Raw genomic sequence first — 19,033 nt, 5'->3', positions numbered from 1 at the left:
CTGTATAATAAGGAAACAACTGTATTTTTATCAAAAAGACCCCAAAAGATAGAGCTGCCGCAGCATGGAAACTTGAGCGGCAGTCGGGAGGTGTTTGTATATGTCTGAAAAAGTTACTATCAAGGTCGAGCGGAAGGAGCTCCATCTGCCTACCATCGCACTGCGCGGACTGGTGGTGTTCCCCAACAACCTTGTTCATTTTGAAGTCGGGCGGGAAAAGAGCATTGCCGCCGTGGAGTGGGCCATGGCCAATAACTCCAATGTATTTCTGGTAGCCCAGAAGGAGATGGAGACCAGCGAGCCCACCCAGCAGGACCTGTACACCTACGGCGTAGTGGCTGAGGTCAAGCAGGTGCTGCGCGTGTCGGACGAGCTGGTCAAGGTGCTGGTGGAGGGCAAGTACCGCGCTAAGCTGACCGAGCTGGATACCACCGGCGATTTTCTGCTGTCTGCTGTGCGCTCCGCTCCGGTGCGTGCCGCAAAGCCTGAAGAAGCTGTGGAGACCGAGGCGCTGCTCCGCGCCCTCAAGACCGGTTTTGACGAGTATCTGGGCATGAACCCGCGCCTTGCCAAGGATGTGGTGTTCACCATCGTTTCCAGCGATGACCCCATGTTCCTCACCGAGTATATGCCGGCAAACCTCTTGTTCCGCTACGAGGACAAGCAGGCCGTGATGAACGAGAACACCCTCAACGGCCGTTTGCAGCGCCTTGTGGAGATGCTGCGCCGTGAATGTCAGGTGATGAAGATCGAAAAGGAGATCGCGGAAAAGGTCAACGAGTCCATGGACAAGAACCAGCGCGATTACTACCTGCACGAGCAGCTGCACATCATCAACGACGAACTGGGCGAAGGGGACGATACCCACGCCGAGGCCGATGACTATCGCCGCAAGATCCGGGAGCTTCACCTTGCCGAGGACAGCGAGAAAAAGCTGCTCAAGGAGGTAGACCGCCTGTCCCGGATGCAGAGCAGCAATCAGGAAGCCACGGTCATCCGTACCTATCTGGATACTTGTCTGGATCTGCCGTGGAACACCATGACCGTGGATGATCTGGATATCCACCGCGCCCAGCAGATCTTAGACCGGGATCACTACGGCCTGAAAAAGGTCAAGGATCGCATTCTGGAAACGCTGGCCGTGCGCAAGCTGGCACCGGACGTGAAGGCACAGATCATCTGTCTGGTAGGCCCTCCGGGCGTTGGCAAGACCAGTATTGCACGTTCCATCGCAGAAAGCCTTGGCCGCAAGTATGTGCGCATCAGTCTGGGCGGCGTGCGGGACGAAGCCGAGATCCGCGGTCATCGCCGCACCTACATCGGTGCCATGCCCGGCAAGATCATCAGCGCCATGATCACCGCCAAGTCCTCCAACCCCCTGATGCTGCTGGATGAGATCGACAAGCTGGCAGGGGACTTCCGGGGCGACCCGGCGGCAGCTCTGCTGGAGGCACTGGACCCGGAGCAGAACAGCACCTTTAACGATCATTTCATTGATATCCCGTTTGATCTGAGCCATGTGCTCTTTATCACCACCGCGAACGACTTGGGCAGCATCCCCGGCCCGCTGCGCGACCGTATGGACGTCATCGAGCTGCCCAGCTATACCCGCGTGGAAAAATACAATATTGCCCGCAAGCATTTGCTGCCCAAGCAGCTTAAGGCCTGCGGTCTGACCGGCAAGGTCACCATGAACCAGGGCGCACTCTACGGCATCATCGACGGCTATACCCGCGAGGCCGGTGTGCGTAATCTGGAGCGCACCATCACCAGTGTGCTGCGCAAGTGCGCCCGCAAGATCGCTTCCGGCGAGGTGGAAAGCGTGGCGGTGACTGCCGCCATGCTGGAGGAACTGCTGGGTCCCCGCATCGTCAAGCCGGACTTCCTCAACCGCACTAACGCCGTTGGCATCGCCAACGGTCTGGCATGGACCAGCGTAGGCGGCGAGACCCTGCCCATCGAGGTGCAGGTCATGGACAACGGTACCGGCAAGATCACCGTTACCGGCTCTCTGGGCGATGTGATGAAGGAGAGCGCGCAGCTGGCAGTCACTTGGGTGCGCGTCCACGCCGAGGAATACGGCATCGACCCCGAGCGGCTGAAAAAGTGCGATCTGCACATCCACGCCCCCGAGGGCGCTGTGCCCAAGGATGGCCCTTCTGCCGGTGTCACCCTGACCACGGCACTGGTGTCCTGCCTGTCCGGCGTTCCGGTGCGCGGCGATGTGGCAATGACCGGCGAGATCACCCTGCACGGCAATGTGCTGCCCATCGGCGGTCTGCGGGAAAAGAGCATGGCTGCCTACCGCGAGGGCATGAAGACCGTGCTCATCCCCAAGGACAACGAGCCTGACCTGTACGATGTGGACGAGGAAGTTAAGAAGAACCTGACCTTCCTGCCCATGCAGAACCTCTCGCAGGTGCTGGCTGCCGCTCTGCTCAAGCCGAAGGCTGCCAAGAGCACCGCAGGCCGTCCCCGCACCAAAAAGTCCAAGGCAGGGGAGAGCCGCATCCCTGCCGCGCCTGAGAAGAACCAGCCGGGCGCTGTCTGCTGAAATAACAGAAAGGAACACGCCATGATCTTCAATAAAGCTGATTTTATTGCCAGCTATGGCATTTCCAGTCAGCTGCCCGAAAGTGACCGCCCGGAGTTGAGCTTTTCGGGGCGCTCCAACGTGGGCAAATCCAGCCTGATCAACAAGCTGTGCAGCCGCAAAAATCTGGCGCGCGTGTCCAGTACGCCGGGCAAAACAGCTACCATCAACTTCTATTCTGTGGACGACTGCTATTTTGTGGATCTGCCGGGCTACGGCTACGCCAAGGTGAGCAACGCCGACCGCGAGCGATGGGATGACCTCATCAACAGCTATTTCGAGGCACCTCGCCACCACACCCTGCTGGTGCAGCTGCTGGACTGCCGCCACGCCCCCAGCGCAGATGATTTGCAGATGCTGTGCTACCTGCACTACCACCGCATCCCCTATGTGGTGGCGCTGACCAAGGCGGATAAGCTGAAAAAGAGCCAGCTTGCCAAAACCCAGGAGGACTTCGAAAACATCTGCCGCCCCTACGGCTGCCAGAAGGTGGTGCTGACCAGCGGCGAAAACGGCTACGGCATCCCGGAACTGCAAGCGGTGCTCAACGCCGCAGTGGCTGCGGAAAACGAGGAAGCGGAGTAACGCCATGGCTTACAATGAATTTGCCTATTTTTACGATGAATTCAACGGCGAAGCGGACTACGACGCCCTGTACAGCCAGATCCATGCAAAGCTGGAAGCCCACGGCATCCATGACGGCATTGTAGCTGACCTTGGCTGCGGCACCGGGGAGCTGACCCTGATGCTGACGCAGGCAGGCTACGATATGATCGGCATCGACCAGTCGGAGGAGATGCTCTGCGTGGTGCGGGATAAGGCCGAGCAACTGGGGCTTTCCGGCCGCTTGCTGCTGCTCCGGCAGGACCTGCTCAAGCTGGATCTCTACGGCACCATCCGGGCGGCGGTATCCACCTTTGATACCCTCAACCACATCCCGGATCTGGATACCGCCATTGCCAACGCAGGCTTTTTTATGGAAAAAGGCGGCGTGTTCCTCTTTGATATGAACACCCCCTATAAGCACCGGAAGGTTCTGGGCGATAACGCATTCACCTTTGAGGAAGAGGATGCCTCCTGCGTGTGGCGCAACCACTATAACGCTGCCGACCGCAAGGTGGAGATCACGGTGGATATTGATTATCACGAGACTGGCGAGCATTTCCACGAGGAATTCTGCGAGTACACCTACGATCTGGACACCATCCGTGCATCGCTGGAAAAGCACGGCTTTGCGCTGGAAAGCGTCTGCGATGGCGAGACTTTCGGCCCGCTGACCGAAGAAAGCCAGCGCTACTTCTTCTGCGCAACAAAACAGTATACACAACTGGAGGAATAACCTATGGCAAACCTGATCCGCGGCCTGTCTGAGAACGGCGGTGTCGTGTTCTGCGGTGTGGATTCCACCGATATCGTCCGTAAAGCAGAAAAGCTTCACACCACAAGCGCCACTTGCAGCGCGGCACTGGGCCGCCTGCTCACGGGCGCGACCCTGATGGGCTCTATGCTCAAGGATGACCGCGACCGCATCACCCTGCGTGTGGCGGGCGGCGGCCCTGCGGGCGTGCTCATCGCCTGCACCGACGGTACCGGCAACGTGAAGGGCTGCATTGATAACCCGCTGGTGGAGCTACCCGCCAAAGCCAACGGCCATCTGGACGTAGGCACTGCCGTGGGTAAAAATGGCGTGCTGACTGTCATCCGGGACAACCGCCTGCAAAAGGAGCCCACAGTCGGGCAGGTGCCGCTGGTATCCGGCGAGATCGCCGAGGATCTGACCAGCTACTATGCGTACAGCGAGCAGGTGCCCACTGTGATGGCACTGGGCGTGTTGGTGGACAAGGACCTGTCCATCCTCTGCGCCGGCGGCTTTATGGTACAGCTGCTGCCCGGCGCTACTGATGCCGAAATCGACCAGCTGGAAAAGAACATCAACGCCATGCCCTCTGTCACCGAGCTGCTCCATGCGGGCAAGACCCCCGAGGACATGATGCAGCTGGCGCTGGCGGGCTTTACCCCCAACGTGCTGGACGAGCGCACGGTGCAGTACCAGTGCGATTGCAGTGCCGAGCGCACCAAGGAGATGCTGCTCAGCCTTGGTCGTGCCGAACTTGAGCGGATGCGGGACGAGGATCCCACCTGTGAGGTGGTGTGCCATTTCTGCCACAGCAAGTATCAGTACGACCTGAACGCCCTGCTTACTGAGTACGATGCACAGGCAGCACAGGCCGCTGAAGCCGCTCAGCCCATCCAGTGAAAAGATAGTTCTGGAAAATCCACAGATTTTCTCGAACTATAAAAATAAATAATTTCGCTTTTCAAAAGGCGGTTGCGCAGTTATGTGCAGCCGCCTTTTTGTTTCTGCGTTTCAAAAGCAAGTTGCTTTTATAACTCCCGCTTTCCTTTTCGACCCTTTCCGTGAAAAGTCAGGTCTGGAAAATTCGCAGATTTTCCAGACCTGTAAATAATCTTTCCGCTTGTTATGTGCAGATATCTGCCGCCACGGTATACACCGCATTATAATGCAACGTATCCTCCTGCACGGTGCATTCCTCCCGGCGGGCGAAGGTCTCAGCATCCGGGAAAGCATCGTGCAGCGCCCGCAGCCCCTGTAACCGTGCCAGCGTAAGCGCCTGCGCCTCGGTGCGGTACATCGTCTCTTGCTGCTGCCCGTAATAGGTGGTCTCCTCCACCGCGCAGGGCAGGGGCAGACCGAAAACTTCTAATTGCAGATGCCGGGTGCGGCACAGCCCGTCCCCATCGGGTGCGGAAGGGAAAAGCGCGACAGAATGACCCGCAAAAAATAGTCGGTAATTTGTTTTGTTTTCGCCGGTCAGCTGCGGCAGGGTCTCTGCCAGCGGAACGCTCTGGTTTGTCGCCCATTCCAGCTGTGCCACCACCGTGCCCGCTGCCGGGGCAAAGATCAGTGTGCCGTCCCGCTCGCTGCGCGCCGTACCGATCAGCCCCTGCCCGGCCTCTACGGTCTGCCCGGGCACTACCAGCATGGTGCCGCTGGTAAGATTTGTACGCAGCACCGTTCCATTGCACCTTGCCCGTAGTCCGTGCAGGGTGCCTGCGGCGATCTCCGGCCGTGCGCGTGCAGGGGCAGCCTCCACCGCAAGCCTGCCTTTTTCAAAATTCAGGCTTGCCCACGAGAACTCCCCGCTTTCCAGCAGGGCATACTCTCCGGTGCGCAGCAGCTCCTCAGTTACGGCAGTGCCGGGCTGCAAGCCGCAGCTGCGCAGCACTGCACCCGCCCGCGCCCGTTGCCCGGTGGTCAGGCTGCCATAGTCCATCGCCCACACCAGCCCTTGCAGCCAGACCAGCACCAGCCCCCAAGCGGCCAGCCCTACCCACAGCCCCTTGCGCCGCAGCAGCGGACGGAGCAAAAAATAGAGCCCTTTTCGCTTTTCCACCCGCAGCCGCACCCGCCTGTGCCGGGCAAGTGCGGCCAGCCGCCGGTACTGCCAAGCAGCGCAGTGGGCGCAAAAGCCCCCGGGCAGGGAAGAAATGCCATATAAATGCAGCCCTTGTCCGGCGGCATCGGTCAAAAGCGCCTCGGGGCTGCCGTTCCGGGCGGTAAAGCGTATCCCGGCCCAAAAGCTTGCAGCTTCCATGGCGGCCTCCTATTCATCGGAAAAATCGGTGCGCAAAAACTGCCCCTGTACTGTCAGCCGGGCGGCGGTCAGGGTGCAGATGCGCAGTCCGCTGCCGTATACCGTGAACCGCCCCTTTGCCAGCCGCAGGCACAGCTTGTTTTCATCAAAAAACAACACCGTGCAAAAATGCTCTATCTCCATCTGGTCGCCGCTCAGGTATACGGCAGGGCGGCTGTAAAACCCGGGCGGCGGCTGTCGGAACAGCCCGCGCAGCCAGTCGCCCGGGGTGCGCCGGTCGTGATGTGCTCTGGCCATCGTTGTCCCTCCCGTCCCGCGCTTTGTACATTGCACAGCCCATGCTTCCATATATATGGAGGGGGAGGGCGTGCTTATGAGTAAAAGCTGCAAACCGCTGTATCCGGGGCTCTTTCTGCTGGGTGTAGCCACGGCGGCGCTGGTTTTTGTCGCGCCGCAGACCTGTGCGGAAGCCTTGCGGCAGGGTCTTTCGCTCTGCGGCGGGCCGCTGCTGGTGTCGCTGTTTCCGTTTCTGGTGGTGCCGGCGCTCATCATGCGCAGCGGCGCAGGCGAGGTGCTTGGCGTGCTGCTCTGGCCGGTGGTGCGCTGTATCGGCCTGCACAGCCGCAGCGCAGGCAGTGTGCTGCTCATCGGCCTTGTGGGTGGCTTTGCCCCTGCCGCTGCCGCTGCTGCCGAGGCAGTCCGCAGCAGAGAGCTGACCCCGCAGGAGGCTTCGGCTCTGCTGCCCGCCTGCATCTGCTCCGGGCCATCCTTTGTCATCCTGACGGTAGGGGAGCAGCTGCTGGGCAGCCGCACAGCGGGGGTGTGCCTGTTTGCCGCACAGGTGCTGGCGGGCTGGCTGACGGCGGCGCTGCTCTGCCGTGTTTGCGGCAGACCAAAACCCTTACCCGCACCGCTCGCTGCCGCGCAAAAAGCACCGCCGCCGGCGCTGGATGCTATCCTTGCGCAGGCGGCGGTGACCTACCTGAAATTATGCGGTTTTGTGTTGTATTTTCGCCTACTGGCGGCAGGCTGCGGGCTGCTGCTGCCGGCAGAGTTTGCGCCCTTTCCCGCCATGCTGCTGGAAGTGTGCTCCGGCTGCGACTACGCCGCCCGCACCGGTCTGTGGGCAAGCGGGCTGTGCTGCGCCGCGCTCAGCGTGCAGGGCGCATCGGTGCTGTTGCAAGTGCGCACCCTCTGCCCGCCGGAGGTCTCGCTCAAACCCTTATTATGGGGCAGGGCACTGCACCTGCCGCTTTCGCTGGCGCTGTTTTATCTGGGCTTGCCGCAAGATGCCGTGGAAAGCTTCAATACCCTGTGTGCCCGGGTAGTGCCCATGCAGCGGGTGCCGACAGACTGCGCTCTGCTGGTGTTCGCGGTGTGCTGCATCACGGCCTGCGAGGCCTGCCGCCTGACCGGGGAGAAGGGAAAAAACATAACTCCGGCAAACAAAAACAGCTCTGCGGCTTGCAAACCGCCGCAAAATGTGGTAACATAACTCTTGGTTATCATAGTACCAAACGCAGCGACGGAGAGAGTAGGCGCTGTCTGCACGGCAAAGAGAGAAGCTTCACCGGCTGAAAGGGCTTCCGTGTGCGGCAGGGGCTGAAGTTCGCTCCCGAGCGGTCTGCGCGAACGATGCGGGTGCATCTATTAGCACAGGACGGTTGCGCCCCGTTACGGCGTTTGAGCGCCGTCTGCCCTTGTGCAGGCGGAAACCGGGTGGTACCGCGGAGCAGAAATAGTCACAGCTTCGTCCCTTTTGCCTGAGCATTCGGGCAGGGGACGGAGCTTTTTTGTTATACTCCGCTCCATGAACACAAAGTATAAAGGAGAGAAAATCCATGCAAGCAATGATCGATGAGCTGGCTAAGCAGGCCGCTGAAAGCCTTGGTCAGGTGTCCAGCAAGGAGACGCTGGCTTCCTTCTGGCAGGAGTACCTCAGCAAAAACGGCAAGATCCCTGCCCTGATGAAGAATCTGCGCACTGTTGCGCCGGAAGAGCGCCCCGCCATGGGCAAAATCATCAACGAACTCAAGCAGAAGGTGCAGGCAGACTACGATGCCGCCGCCGAGACCGTGAAGCAGGCAGAACTTGCTGCCCGCAACGCCGCCGAGACGGTGGATATCACCCTGCCCGCCAAGACCCGCCCCGTGGGCGGTCTGCACCCGCTGACCTTGATCACCAACCAGATCATCGACGTGTTCTCCGGCATGGGCTTTTCGGTGGGCACCTTCCCGGAGATCGAGGACGATGACCACAACTTTACCCGCCTGAACGTGCCCAAGGATCACCCCGCCCGCGATATGCAGGATACCTTCTATCTGTCCGATGAATTCCTGCTGCGTACCCAGACTTCCGGCGGCCAGATCCGCACCATGGACGTTCAGAAGCCGCCCATCAAGATCCTGATGCCCGGCCGCGTGTTCCGCTCCGACTCGGACGCTACCCACAGCCCCATGTTCCACCAGATGGAAGGTCTGGTCGTGGATAAGGGCATCACGCTGGGCGACCTGCAGGGTGCGCTGAACACCTTTGTGCAGAAGCTGTTCGGTGCCGACACCCGCACCCGCCTGCGTCCCTCCTACTTCCCGTTCACCGAGCCCAGCGTGGAGGTGGACGTGAGCTGCTTCGAGTGCCACGGCAAGGGCTGCCCCCTGTGCAAGCACACCGGCTGGATCGAGGTTCTGGGCGGCGGCGTCGTCAACCGTAAGGTGCTGGAAAACTGCAACATTGACCCGGACGAGTACTCCGGCTTCGCCTTTGGCATTGGCATCGAGCGTATCGCCATGCTGAAGTACGGCATCAACAACATTGGTCTGATGTTCGAGAATAATCTGCAGTTCCTCAAGCAGTTCCACGAATAAGAGGGGAGAGAACAAACAATGAAAGTACCTTTCAGTTGGTTAAAAGAATTCGTTGATATCGATGTTACCGCACAGGAACTGGAGGAGAAGCTGTTCTCCTGCGGTTTCGAGGTGGAAGAGCTCATCCCGCTGGATGCCGGCATCAGCAAGGTGGTCGTCGGCAAGATCGTGGAGATGGAAAAGCAGGAGGGCACCCACCTGACCAAGTGTGTGGTGGACTGCGGTGCCTACGGCCACGAGATCCGCATCAGCACCGGTGCTGCCAACATGAAGCTGGGCGATTGCGTGCCTACCGCACTGGATGGCTCCACTCTGCCCGGCGGCATCACCATCAAGGCCCGCAAGATGCAGGGCGTGGAGTCCAACGGTATGCTGTGCTCCGGCGCAGAACTGGGTCTGAACGATGACCTGTTCCCGGGTTCTGAGGTCTACGGCCTGCTCATCCTGCCCGAGGACTCCGTCCCCGGCACCGATATTGCTCCGGTGGTGGGTCTGGATGACTACATCTTTGATATCTCCATCACCGCCAACCGCCCGGACTGCCAGTCCGTTCTGGGCATCGCCCGCGAGGTAGCTGCGGTTCTGGGCAAGCCCCTGCACATGCCCGCCATGGACTACAAGGCCGTCTGCGAGCCGGACGCTCCCATCACCGTCAAGGTGGAAGCACCGGAGTTGTGCCCTCGCTATATGGCACACTATGTCCGCAACATCCGCATGGGCGAGTCTCCCCGCTGGATGAAGCGCCATCTGGCACTGTGCGGCCTGCGCTCCATCAGCAACGTGGTGGATATCACCAACCACACCCTGCTGGAGATGGGTCAGCCCATGCACGCCTTTGACCTGAACAAGGTCGCTGGCCGCACCATTGATGTGCGCCGCGCCCACGAGGGCGAAAAGATCGTCACGCTGGACGAGAAGGAATTCACCCTGAACCCCAACAATCTGGTCATCTGCGATGCCGAAAAGCCGGTGGCACTGGCCGGTATCATGGGCGGCGCAAACTCCGGCATGGACGATAACACCACCAGCCTGCTGTTCGAGTGCGCTACCTTTGCCCGCGACAGCGTGCGTAAGACCAGCCGTGCACTGGGTCAGAACAGCGATTCCTCTGCCCGCTACGAGAAGGGCGTGGATCGCTATTCTCCGCAGCTGGGTCTGGCACGCGCTCTGCACCTGATCCAGCAGCTGGATTGCGGCGATATCACTACGCTGGAATACGACCTGACCGATGGCCGCCCGCTGGAGCGCAAGCACATCGTCACCACTCCGGCAAAGATCTGCGGCGTGCTGGGCATCACCGTGCCCGACCAGACCATGATCGACATCCTGCAGCGTCTGGAGTTCACTGTGGACGTGCAGCCCGATGGCAGTTGGGATGTGTCCGCACCCCTGTACCGTGATGACGTGGAAAGCTTCCCGGATCTGGCCGAGGAGGTCATCCGTGAGTACGGCTACGACCATATCGTGCCCACCTTCCTGAATACTGCCTCCGTTACCAACGGCGGCCTGAACTACGACCAGAAGCAGCAGCTCAAGACCAAGCGCCTGCTGGCTGCACAGGGCTTCTACGAGGCCTCCACGCTGGCTTTCTACTCCAACGCCGAGCTGGATATGCTGCATATCCCTGCTGAGGACGAAGCCCGCAAGGCCATCCGTATCCTGAACCCCATCAGCGAGAACCTGTCCATCATGCGCACCCTGCTGACCCCCTCCATGCTGAACGTCATCGTGGACAACCTGAAAAAGGGCAACGTCGAGGGTCGCCTGTTCGAGATGGCACCGGTCTATCTGGCCAAGGAACTGCCCATCAATGAGCACCCCCACGAGCGCCAGACCCTCTGCATCGGTGCCTTCGGCCCCGAGGAGGACTTCTTCACCGTCAAGGGCGCACTGGAGGCACTGGCAGCCGGTTTTGGCCTGACCTTTGATTATCAACGCGAGACTGCCGCATGGCTGCACCCCGGCATCAGTGCCGCTGTGTATTGCAACGGCAAGCGGCTGGGCGTGTTCGGTAAGCTGGCCAACGAGATCAACGCCGAGCTGGAGATCGCCAAGGAGCAGAAGGACAGCCAGAACATCTATCTGGGCGAGCTGGACTACGAGGCTCTGATGTCCTGCGTAGAGGGCGAGCTGCGCTATAAGCCCCTCAGCCCCTATGCACCGGTCAAGCGCGATCTGGCTCTGGTCTGCAACGAGACCGTGTCCTGCGGCGAGATCGAGGAGACCATCCGCAAGGCCAGCCCGCTGGTCAGCGAGGTCAAGCTGTTCGATATCTATCGCGGCGCAAACCTCGGCGAAGGCAAAAAGAGCATGGCCTTCAGCCTGTCCCTGTCTGATCCCAAGAAGGAAGTCTCTGCTGAGGAAGTGGAGCGCGTGGTCAAGAAGATCCTCGGCAACCTGAAGTTCAAGCTGGGCATCGAGATCCGCTAAACGCATATTATATAAGTAATTATATATAGACCTAAGGCCGTCTGTGCAGTGCATGGACGGCCTTTTTGCATGGGGGAGAGGGAGAAATCACAATATGGGTGAAGCAAACTCAATTTTCTTTTAAAAAAGATGTCAAAAAGTGTTGACAAGAGCACCGGGGTGTGGTATTATACTTGAGCGCCAAGCGCTGAGACAAAAGAATGACTTCTGAAGCCTCAGCAGGAAGCCCTTGAAAAGAACCAATGAACGTTCAAAAGTTTTGCGGTTGCGAAAGCAATGAATCGCCCCAGTGGGGCGTTCAAGCAAACAGAGCGGTCTTGCGAAAGCAAGATGGAGGGGTCTCACCCCGACAAGCTCACGGTTAGCACCGAGAAACTGCTGAACGATTTAAGTTCGAAAAACTTCAAAAGCTTCTCAAAAAAGTGCTTGACAAAAAACCGCTTCTGTGGTAAAATAATCAAGTCGTCAGCCGCAAGGCTGCGGCGCACAGGACCTTGAAAATTGAACAATATCAAAAGAACTTGTAACGGAACCTATATTCGTGTTGGAAAAACACGGTAAACAATTCCAAACAAAAGTAATTCACACAGGACGCAAGCGATTGCGTGCTGAGCGAAACAAGATTTAACACTTTTAAGTGATAAATATCATTTATAAAGAGTTTGATCCTGGCTCAGGACGAACGCTGGCGGCGCGCCTAACACATGCAAGTCGAACGAGCGAGAGAGAGCTTGCTTTCTCGAGCGAGTGGCGAACGGGTGAGTAACGCGTGAGGAACCTGCCTCAAAGAGGGGGACAACAGTTGGAAACGACTGCTAATACCGCATAAGCCCACGACCCGGCATCGGGTAGAGGGAAAAGGAGCAATCCGCTTTGAGATGGCCTCGCGTCCGATTAGCTAGTTGGTGAGGTAACGGCCCACCAAGGCGACGATCGGTAGCCGGACTGAGAGGTTGAACGGCCACATTGGGACTGAGACACGGCCCAGACTCCTACGGGAGGCAGCAGTGGGGAATATTGCACAATGGGGGAAACCCTGATGCAGCGACGCCGCGTGGAGGAAGAAGGTCTTCGGATTGTAAACTCCTGTTGTTGAGGAAGATAATGACGGTACTCAACAAGGAAGTGACGGCTAACTACGTGCCAGCAGCCGCGGTAAAACGTAGGTCACAAGCGTTGTCCGGAATTACTGGGTGTAAAGGGAGCGCAGGCGGGAAGACAAGTTGGAAGTGAAATCCATGGGCTCAACCCATGAACTGCTTTCAAAACTGTTTTTCTTGAGTAGTGCAGAGGTAGGCGGAATTCCCGGTGTAGCGGTGGAATGCGTAGATATCGGGAGGAACACCAGTGGCGAAGGCGGCCTACTGGGCACCAACTGACGCTGAGGCTCGAAAGTGTGGGTAGCAAACAGGATTAGATACCCTGGTAGTCCACACTGTAAACGATGATTACTAGGTGTTGGAGGATTGACCCCTTCAGTGCCGCAGTTAACACAATAAGTAATCCACCTGGGGAGTACGACCGCAAGGTTGAAACTCAAAGGAATTGACGGGGGCCCGCACAAGCAGTGGAGTATGTGGTTTAATTCGACGCAACGCGAAGAACCTTACCAAGTCTTGACATCCTGCGACGGTTCTGGAAACAGAACTTTCCTTCGGGACGCAGAGACAGGTGGTGCATGGTTGTCGTCAGCTCGTGTCGTGAGATGTTGGGTTAAGTCCCGCAACGAGCGCAACCCTTATGGTCAGTTACTACGCAAGAGGACTCTGGCCAGACTGCCGTTGACAAAACGGAGGAAGGTGGGGATGACGTCAAATCATCATGCCCTTTATGACTTGGGCTACACACGTACTACAATGGCGTTAAACAAAGAGAAGCAAGACCGCGAGGTGGAGCAAAACTCAGAAACAACGTCCCAGTTCGGACTGCAGGCTGCAACTCGCCTGCACGAAGTCGGAATTGCTAGTAATCGCAGATCAGCATGCTGCGGTGAATACGTTCCCGGGCCTTGTACACACCGCCCGTCACACCATGAGAGCCGGGGGGACCCGAAGTCGGTAGTCTAACCGCAAGGAGGACGCCGCCGAAGGTAAAACTGGTGATTGGGGTGAAGTCGTAACAAGGTAGCCGTAGGAGAACCTGCGGCTGGATCACCTCCTTTCTAAGGAGTCAGGCAATGACAGAGCATCTAAGATGGTCGGTCATTGGAACAGGTGATAAGTTAAAAGTTTAAGTAGATATTGTTCGATTTTGAGGGCCCTGAAAAGGACACTCAAAGACGTACCTTGAAAACTGAATAATAACTGCGAAACAAAGATTATAGTAAGTTCTTTTTTAAGAAATATTACAATTTCAAAAGGAAGGGTAACAATAATCTTCGTTGGCAAGAGAGAATCAAGAGGATACCAAATGTTCCAAAAGAACGTTTGAAAGGGTCAAGCGAACAAGGGCGCAGGGCGAATGCCTTGGCACTGGGAGCCGATGAAAGACGTGATAAGCTGCGATAAGCTTCGGGGAGCTGCAAATAAGCATTGATCCGGAGATTTCTGAATGAGGAAACTCACCTGGGTTCATACTCAGGTACGTTATACTGAACTTAAAAATAGGTATATCGAGGGAACCGCCTGAACTGAAACATCTAAGTAGGGCGAGGAAGAGACATCAAACGAGATTCCGTAAGTAGTGGCGAGCGAACGCGGAAGAGGGCAAACCGGGAGTAGAAATACTTCCGGGGTACGGACCGCATTTAGGACTTGAGTTGTTAACCGAACGGCATGGGAAGGCCGGTCAGAGAGTGTGAGAACCACGTAGGTGAAAACGACAAGAGCTGAGCGAGTTCCAGAGTACGGCCAGACACGTGAAACCTGGTCGGAATACGGGGGGACCACCCTCCAACCCTAAATACTACCCAGTGACCGATAGCGTATAGTACTGTGAAGGAAAGGTGAAAAGCACCCCGGGAGGGGAGTGAAAAAGAACCTGAAACCCTGTGCCTACAAGCACCTAGAGCACGTCAATGTGTGATAGGGTACTTTTTGTAGAACGGTCCGGCGAGCGATTGTATGCAGCAAGGTTAAGGACTTAAGGTCTGGAGCCGAAGCGAAAGCGAGTTTGAAAAGGGCGTTAAGTTGCATACAATGGGCCCGAAACCGGGTGACCTACCCATGGTCAGGTTGAAGTGGAAGTAAAATTCCATGGAGGACCGAACCGACCTCCGTTGAAAAGGCGGCGGATGAACTGTGGGTAGCGGAGAAATTCCAATCGAACCCGGAGATAGCTGGTTCTCCCGAAATAGTTTTAGGACTAGCCTCAAGTTAGATACCTGGAGGTAAAGCACTGAATAGCCTAGCGGCCGAGAGGTTAGCGAAGCTTATCAAACTCAGAATGCCAGAGTATTGATGCTTGGGAGTCAGACAGTGTCAGATAAATGTCATTGTCAAAAGGGAAACAGCCCAGATCTACAGCTAAGGTCCCAAAGTCAGGTTAAGTGGAAAACGATGTGAAGATACGTAGACAACCAGGATGTTGGCTCAGAAGCAGCCACACATTCAAAGAGTGCGTAATAGCTCACTGGTCGAGCGTCTTTGCGCGGAGAATTTAACGGGGCTAAACCTGACACCGAAGCTTAGGCAATACAGTAATGTATTGGGTAGGGGAGCGTTGTATACGCGGTGAAACAGTAGCGCAAGCGGCTGTGGAGTGTATAGAAGTGAGAATGCCGGAATGAGTAGCGCGAATGCAGTGAGAATCTGCATGGCCGAAAGCCTCAGGTTTCTGGAGGAAGGTTCGTCCGCTCCAGGTTAGTCGGGAGCTAAGGTGAGGCCTAACGGCGTAGCCGATGCACAGACGGTAGAGATTCCGTCACCACCAAAAGAGTTAAACACAGGGACACATTTGAAGTCTCGGAGCCGGGTGTTGGTTCCGGTAGCGATCGAGGGAAATTAGTACCGAAGTCCGGGATGGAAGATGGCGAGAAAAGCTGTGTGTATTTCTGCGGTGCCCGTACCGCAAACCGACACAGGTAGGTAGGAAGAAGATTCTAAGGCCAACGGGAGAAGGGTTGTTAAGGAACTCGGCAAATTGACCCCGTAACTTCGGGAGAAGGGGTGCTCTAGAGATGGAGCCGCAGAGAATCGGCCCAAGCAACTGTTTACCAAAAACACAGGTTTGTGCTAAATCGAAAGATGACGTATACGAGCTGACGCCTGCCCGGTGCTGGAAGGTTAAGAGGAGATGTGCAAGCATTGAATCGAAGCCCCAGTGAACGGCGGCCGTAACTATAACGGTCCTAAGGTAGCGAAATTCCTTGTCAGGTAAGTTCTGACCCGCATGAAAGGCGTAATGATTTGGGCACTGTCTCAACAGCCCGCCCGGCGAAATTGTAGTACCGGTGAAGATGCCGGTTACCCGCGACAAGACGGAAAGACCCCATGGAGCTTTACTGTAGCCTAATATTGGGTTTCGATGTTGCATGCACAGGATAGATGGGACACTGGGAAGCAAGAGCTTTGGCTTTTGTGGAGTGGCCGTTGGGATACCATCCTTGCGATATTGGAATTCTAACCTGCGCCTTTGAATCAAGGCGGGGGACATTGTTAGGTGGGCAGTTTGACTGGGGCGGTCGCCTCTTAAAGAGTAACGGAGGCGTTCAAAGGTTCGCTCAGCTTGAACGGAAATCAAGCAAAAGAGTGCAAACGCAGAAGCGAGCCTAACTGCGAGACTGACGGGTCGAGCAGTAACGAAAGTTGGAGTTAGTGATCCGGTGGTATGTGAGTGGAAATGCCATCGCTCAACGGATAAAAGTTACCCTGGGGATAACAGGCTGATCTCCCCCAAGAGTCCACATCGACGGGGAGGTTTGGCACCTCGATGTCGGCTCATCGCATCCTGGGGCTGTATTCGGTCCCAAGGGTTTGGCTGTTCGCCAATTAAAGCGGTACGCGAGCTGGGTTCAGAACGTCGTGAGACAGTTCGGTCCCTATCTGTCGTGGGCGCAGGATATTTGATGGGAGCTGTTCCTAGTACGAGAGGACCGGAGCGGACGTACCTCTGGCGCACCAGTTGTTCTGCCAAGGGCATAGCTGGGCAACTATGTACGGATCGGATAAACGCTGAAAGCATCTAAGCGTGAAGCCGACCCAAAGATAAGATATCCCATTGTTTCAAACAAGTAAGACCCCTTGAAGACTACAAGGTTGATAGGCACGATGTGTAAGTGGAGCGATCCATTCAGCAAGCGTGTACTAATAGGTCGAGGGTTTGACCACAATTCGCTTGAGACTTTTAAGTCAACGAAAAAATGTTAGCAGTGATTATTCAGTTTTGAAGGCACGTCCTTCTAAGAAATACTGGACAGAAACACAGAAATGTGTTATACTGATTCAGTCAAATCGGTCGGTGTCGATGACGGTAAGGTTCCACCTGTTCCCATTCTGAACACAGAAGTTAAGCTTACTTGTGCCGAAGATAGTTAGCTGGAAACGGCTTGTGAAAATAGGTAGTCGCCGACTTGAATAGAAAGCTCTGAGATGAAAGTCTCAGGGCTTTTTTGTTGCATGAACATAAAAATACATAGCCGGAAATTTGCAGGAAAAAGCGCTTTTGCCTCGTGTTACAAGGTGAAAGCGCTTTACAATTTTGCAAAAAGGATGCGACTAATCATGAAACGATTCCACCGCCACTGTAGGCGGCTATGTATTCTGGCGGCATTGCTTGTGCTGCTGGTGTTATTTCTGCGGCAGAATGTTTTGCTGGATACATCCAGCAGACATGCGATCTTGCTAGATGCCCAAAGCGGGCGGGTACTGGCGCAGAAACGTGCCGATGAGCGTGCTGCACCGGCATCCCTGACAAAAATGATGACTGTGCTGCTGGCCATCGAGGCAGAGCCCGACTTGGATAAACAGGTGACACTGCCGGAGGATATTTTTCCAGCCTTACAGACCGAAAAAGCATCTATGGCAGGCTTTGCGCCCGGGGAGACAGTCACTGTGCGGGACCTGCTCTATGGTGCGATGCTGCCTTCCGGTGCAGAATGCTGTGAGGCGCTGGCGCGGCTGGTAAGTGGCAGCGAAGAAAACTTTGCCGCACTGATGAACCAAAAGGCCGCAGAGCTTGGCATGAAGAACACCCATTTTACGAACGCTACCGGCCTGACCGACACCGAGCACTATTCCAGCGCAGCAGATATGGCAAAGCTGTTGCAGGCAGCGCTGCATAATGTGACCTTCCGCACCATTTTTACAACGGAGCACTACACCACCACAGCGACTGCGCAGCACCCGGAAGGTGTTTCGCTGACTAGCACACTGCTGGGCAAGCTGGACGGAACGGAGCTTCCGGCAGGGGCACAGATCGAGGGTGGCAAAACAGGGTATACCGCCGCCGCAGGGCTGTGTCTGGCCAGCCTTGCCACCGTAAACAGAAAAGAGTACATCCTTGTTACGCTTGCCGCGCCCGGAGATCACGGGACGGAGCAGTACAATATCCGCGATGCAGTGCATGTGTACCGGAAACTGGCGGATAAAAAATAACCGCGCTACACAGGGCTCGCCTTGCAAACCAGGTGCTCCGGCGGTACAATAGGGACATTCTATCATGGAAAAGGATGTTTGACTATGCGAGACGAAGCCATTGACCTGTGCGGACAGGTGGATTTTATCCGTACGGATGCCATGCCGCTGCTGGAGCGGGATACGCAGTTCCGCTTTGCCTGTGCGGGCTGCGGCAACTGCTGCCGCGGGCGGGAGGATATCGTGCTGTCCGGCTATGATTTGTGGCGCATTGCCGCCCGGCTACGCTTGCCACCGCAGATCGTGGCCCGGGGCTACTGCCGCAGCAGCATTGGCAGGGTGAGCCATTTACCGGTGCTGCGGCTTGCTCCGGTGAAGGAAAACCGCAACAACTGCCCCTTTCTGACCGAAAACCACTGCGCCATCCATGAGGCTGAGCCGCTGGTTTGCGCGCTGTATCCGCTGGCGCAGGAGATCAGCCGGGCAGGGGAGATGCATTACTTTTTGCAGCCCACCGGCTGCGGCGGGCAGGTGATCGAGGCAAGGGTGCAGGATTACCTTGCCCGCTACAATGTGCCCGCCCGGGAAGCCATTGACGTGCGCTGGGCGCAGACCTGCATGGCGCTGGAAGATACCGTGGAGCAGCTGGAGGCAGTGCTCAGCCCGGTGCTGGTGCGCCGGATGCAGGCGAAGCTCTGGCAGGCACTGTATTTTGGCTACGATTACGCGCAGGATTATCTGCCGCAGCTGGAAGCAAACCTGCAAACGCTGGACACGGAACTGCACAAACTGACGGAATATCAGAAAAAACGAAATAATTGTTCGAAATAATTGATGGATGGCTTTACTTGAATCGATAATAAAGGCCGTTTTCAGGTAAAAGTGGATTGTTTTGCCTACGATTCTGTGCTATACTTCACGAGTGTAAAGCGAACCTTGTTTGATCCGCTTACAATATCGGCCCGGAGTGCGGCGTCCTGTTGGCTGCAAGGGCTGGAGATAGAGGAGATCATCAAT

General features: G+C 56.6%; 11 protein-coding genes and 3 rRNA genes. 12 read left to right on the top strand and 2 right to left on the bottom strand.

The genetic code is table 11. The features are described 5' to 3' along the window. Window positions 1-100: 100 nt before the first annotated feature. Genes lon through hslO form a run of 4 tightly spaced genes read left to right on the top strand, consistent with a single transcriptional unit; the run spans window position 101 to window position 4,850 of the window. A complete protein-coding gene (gene lon / locus MTP39_RS08230; protein WP_249240145.1) occupies window positions 101-2,554 on the top strand; it encodes an endopeptidase La in 2,454 nt (817 codons plus the stop codon). Window positions 2,555-2,575: 21 nt separating this feature from the next. Further along, window positions 2,576-3,178, top strand: coding sequence for a ribosome biogenesis GTP-binding protein YihA/YsxC (gene yihA / locus MTP39_RS08225; protein WP_249240144.1), 603 nt, complete (start codon window positions 2,576-2,578; stop codon window positions 3,176-3,178). Window positions 3,179-3,182: 4 nt separating this feature from the next. Then, window positions 3,183-3,932: a class I SAM-dependent DNA methyltransferase gene (locus MTP39_RS08220; protein WP_249240143.1), complete on the top strand. Its 750-nt coding sequence runs from the start codon at window positions 3,183-3,185 to the stop codon at window positions 3,930-3,932. Window positions 3,933-3,935: 3 nt separating this feature from the next. Continuing rightward, complete coding sequence (gene hslO / locus MTP39_RS08215; protein WP_249240141.1) at window positions 3,936-4,850, top strand: Hsp33 family molecular chaperone HslO; 915 nt, start codon at window positions 3,936-3,938, stop codon at window positions 4,848-4,850. Between the two features lie 223 nt (window positions 4,851-5,073). Here hslO and MTP39_RS08210 read toward each other — a convergent pair whose 3' ends face one another. Both MTP39_RS08210 and MTP39_RS08205 read right to left on the bottom strand, forming a co-directional pair. Continuing rightward, complete coding sequence (locus MTP39_RS08210; protein WP_249240140.1) at window positions 5,074-6,210, bottom strand: sporulation protein YqfD; 1,137 nt, start codon at window positions 6,208-6,210, stop codon at window positions 5,074-5,076. Window positions 6,211-6,219: 9 nt separating this feature from the next. Beyond that, window positions 6,220-6,507 carry a YabP/YqfC family sporulation protein gene (locus tag MTP39_RS08205; RefSeq protein WP_249240139.1) on the bottom strand — a complete coding sequence of 96 codons (288 nt, stop codon included), beginning with the start codon at window positions 6,505-6,507 and terminating at the stop codon, window positions 6,220-6,222. A gap of 76 nt (window positions 6,508-6,583) precedes the next feature. Here MTP39_RS08205 and MTP39_RS08200 point away from each other — a divergent pair, with 76 nt between their 5' ends. The 8 genes from MTP39_RS08200 to MTP39_RS08165 all read left to right on the top strand — a co-directional run bounded on the left by MTP39_RS08200 (window position 6,584) and on the right by MTP39_RS08165 (window position 18,847). Further along, window positions 6,584-7,705: a hypothetical protein gene (locus MTP39_RS08200; protein ID WP_249240138.1), complete on the top strand. Its 1,122-nt coding sequence runs from the start codon at window positions 6,584-6,586 to the stop codon at window positions 7,703-7,705. 346 nt (window positions 7,706-8,051) lie between these two features. Next, entirely contained in the window at window positions 8,052-9,074 is a 1,023-nt protein-coding gene (pheS, locus tag MTP39_RS08195; protein WP_249240136.1) for a phenylalanine--tRNA ligase subunit alpha, read from the top strand. 18 nt (window positions 9,075-9,092) lie between these two features. Continuing rightward, window positions 9,093-11,504 carry a phenylalanine--tRNA ligase subunit beta gene (gene pheT / locus MTP39_RS08190; protein ID WP_249240135.1) on the top strand — a complete coding sequence of 804 codons (2,412 nt, stop codon included), beginning with the start codon at window positions 9,093-9,095 and terminating at the stop codon, window positions 11,502-11,504. 650 nt (window positions 11,505-12,154) lie between these two features. Continuing rightward, window positions 12,155-13,665, top strand: a 16S ribosomal RNA gene (locus MTP39_RS08185). Between the two features lie 272 nt (window positions 13,666-13,937). Continuing rightward, window positions 13,938-16,771 (top strand): 23S ribosomal RNA (locus tag MTP39_RS08180). 126 nt (window positions 16,772-16,897) lie between these two features. After that, a 5S ribosomal RNA gene (gene rrf / locus MTP39_RS08175) occupies window positions 16,898-17,014 on the top strand. The 16S, 23S and 5S rRNA genes sit together here, the layout of an rRNA operon. 150 nt (window positions 17,015-17,164) lie before the next feature. Beyond that, entirely contained in the window at window positions 17,165-18,037 is an 873-nt protein-coding gene (locus MTP39_RS08170) for a D-alanyl-D-alanine carboxypeptidase family protein (protein ID WP_249240134.1), read from the top strand. Window positions 18,038-18,121: 84 nt separating this feature from the next. After that, on the top strand, window positions 18,122-18,847 hold the full coding sequence (locus MTP39_RS08165) for a YkgJ family cysteine cluster protein (RefSeq protein ID WP_249240133.1): 726 nt from the start codon (window positions 18,122-18,124) through the stop codon (window positions 18,845-18,847). Window positions 18,848-19,033 lie beyond the last annotated feature (186 nt).

Source organism: Faecalibacterium sp. I3-3-33, from assembly GCF_023347295.1.
Lineage (GTDB): Bacteria > Bacillota > Clostridia > Oscillospirales > Ruminococcaceae > Faecalibacterium.
This window is presented reverse-complemented; position numbering and strand designations above follow the sequence as displayed.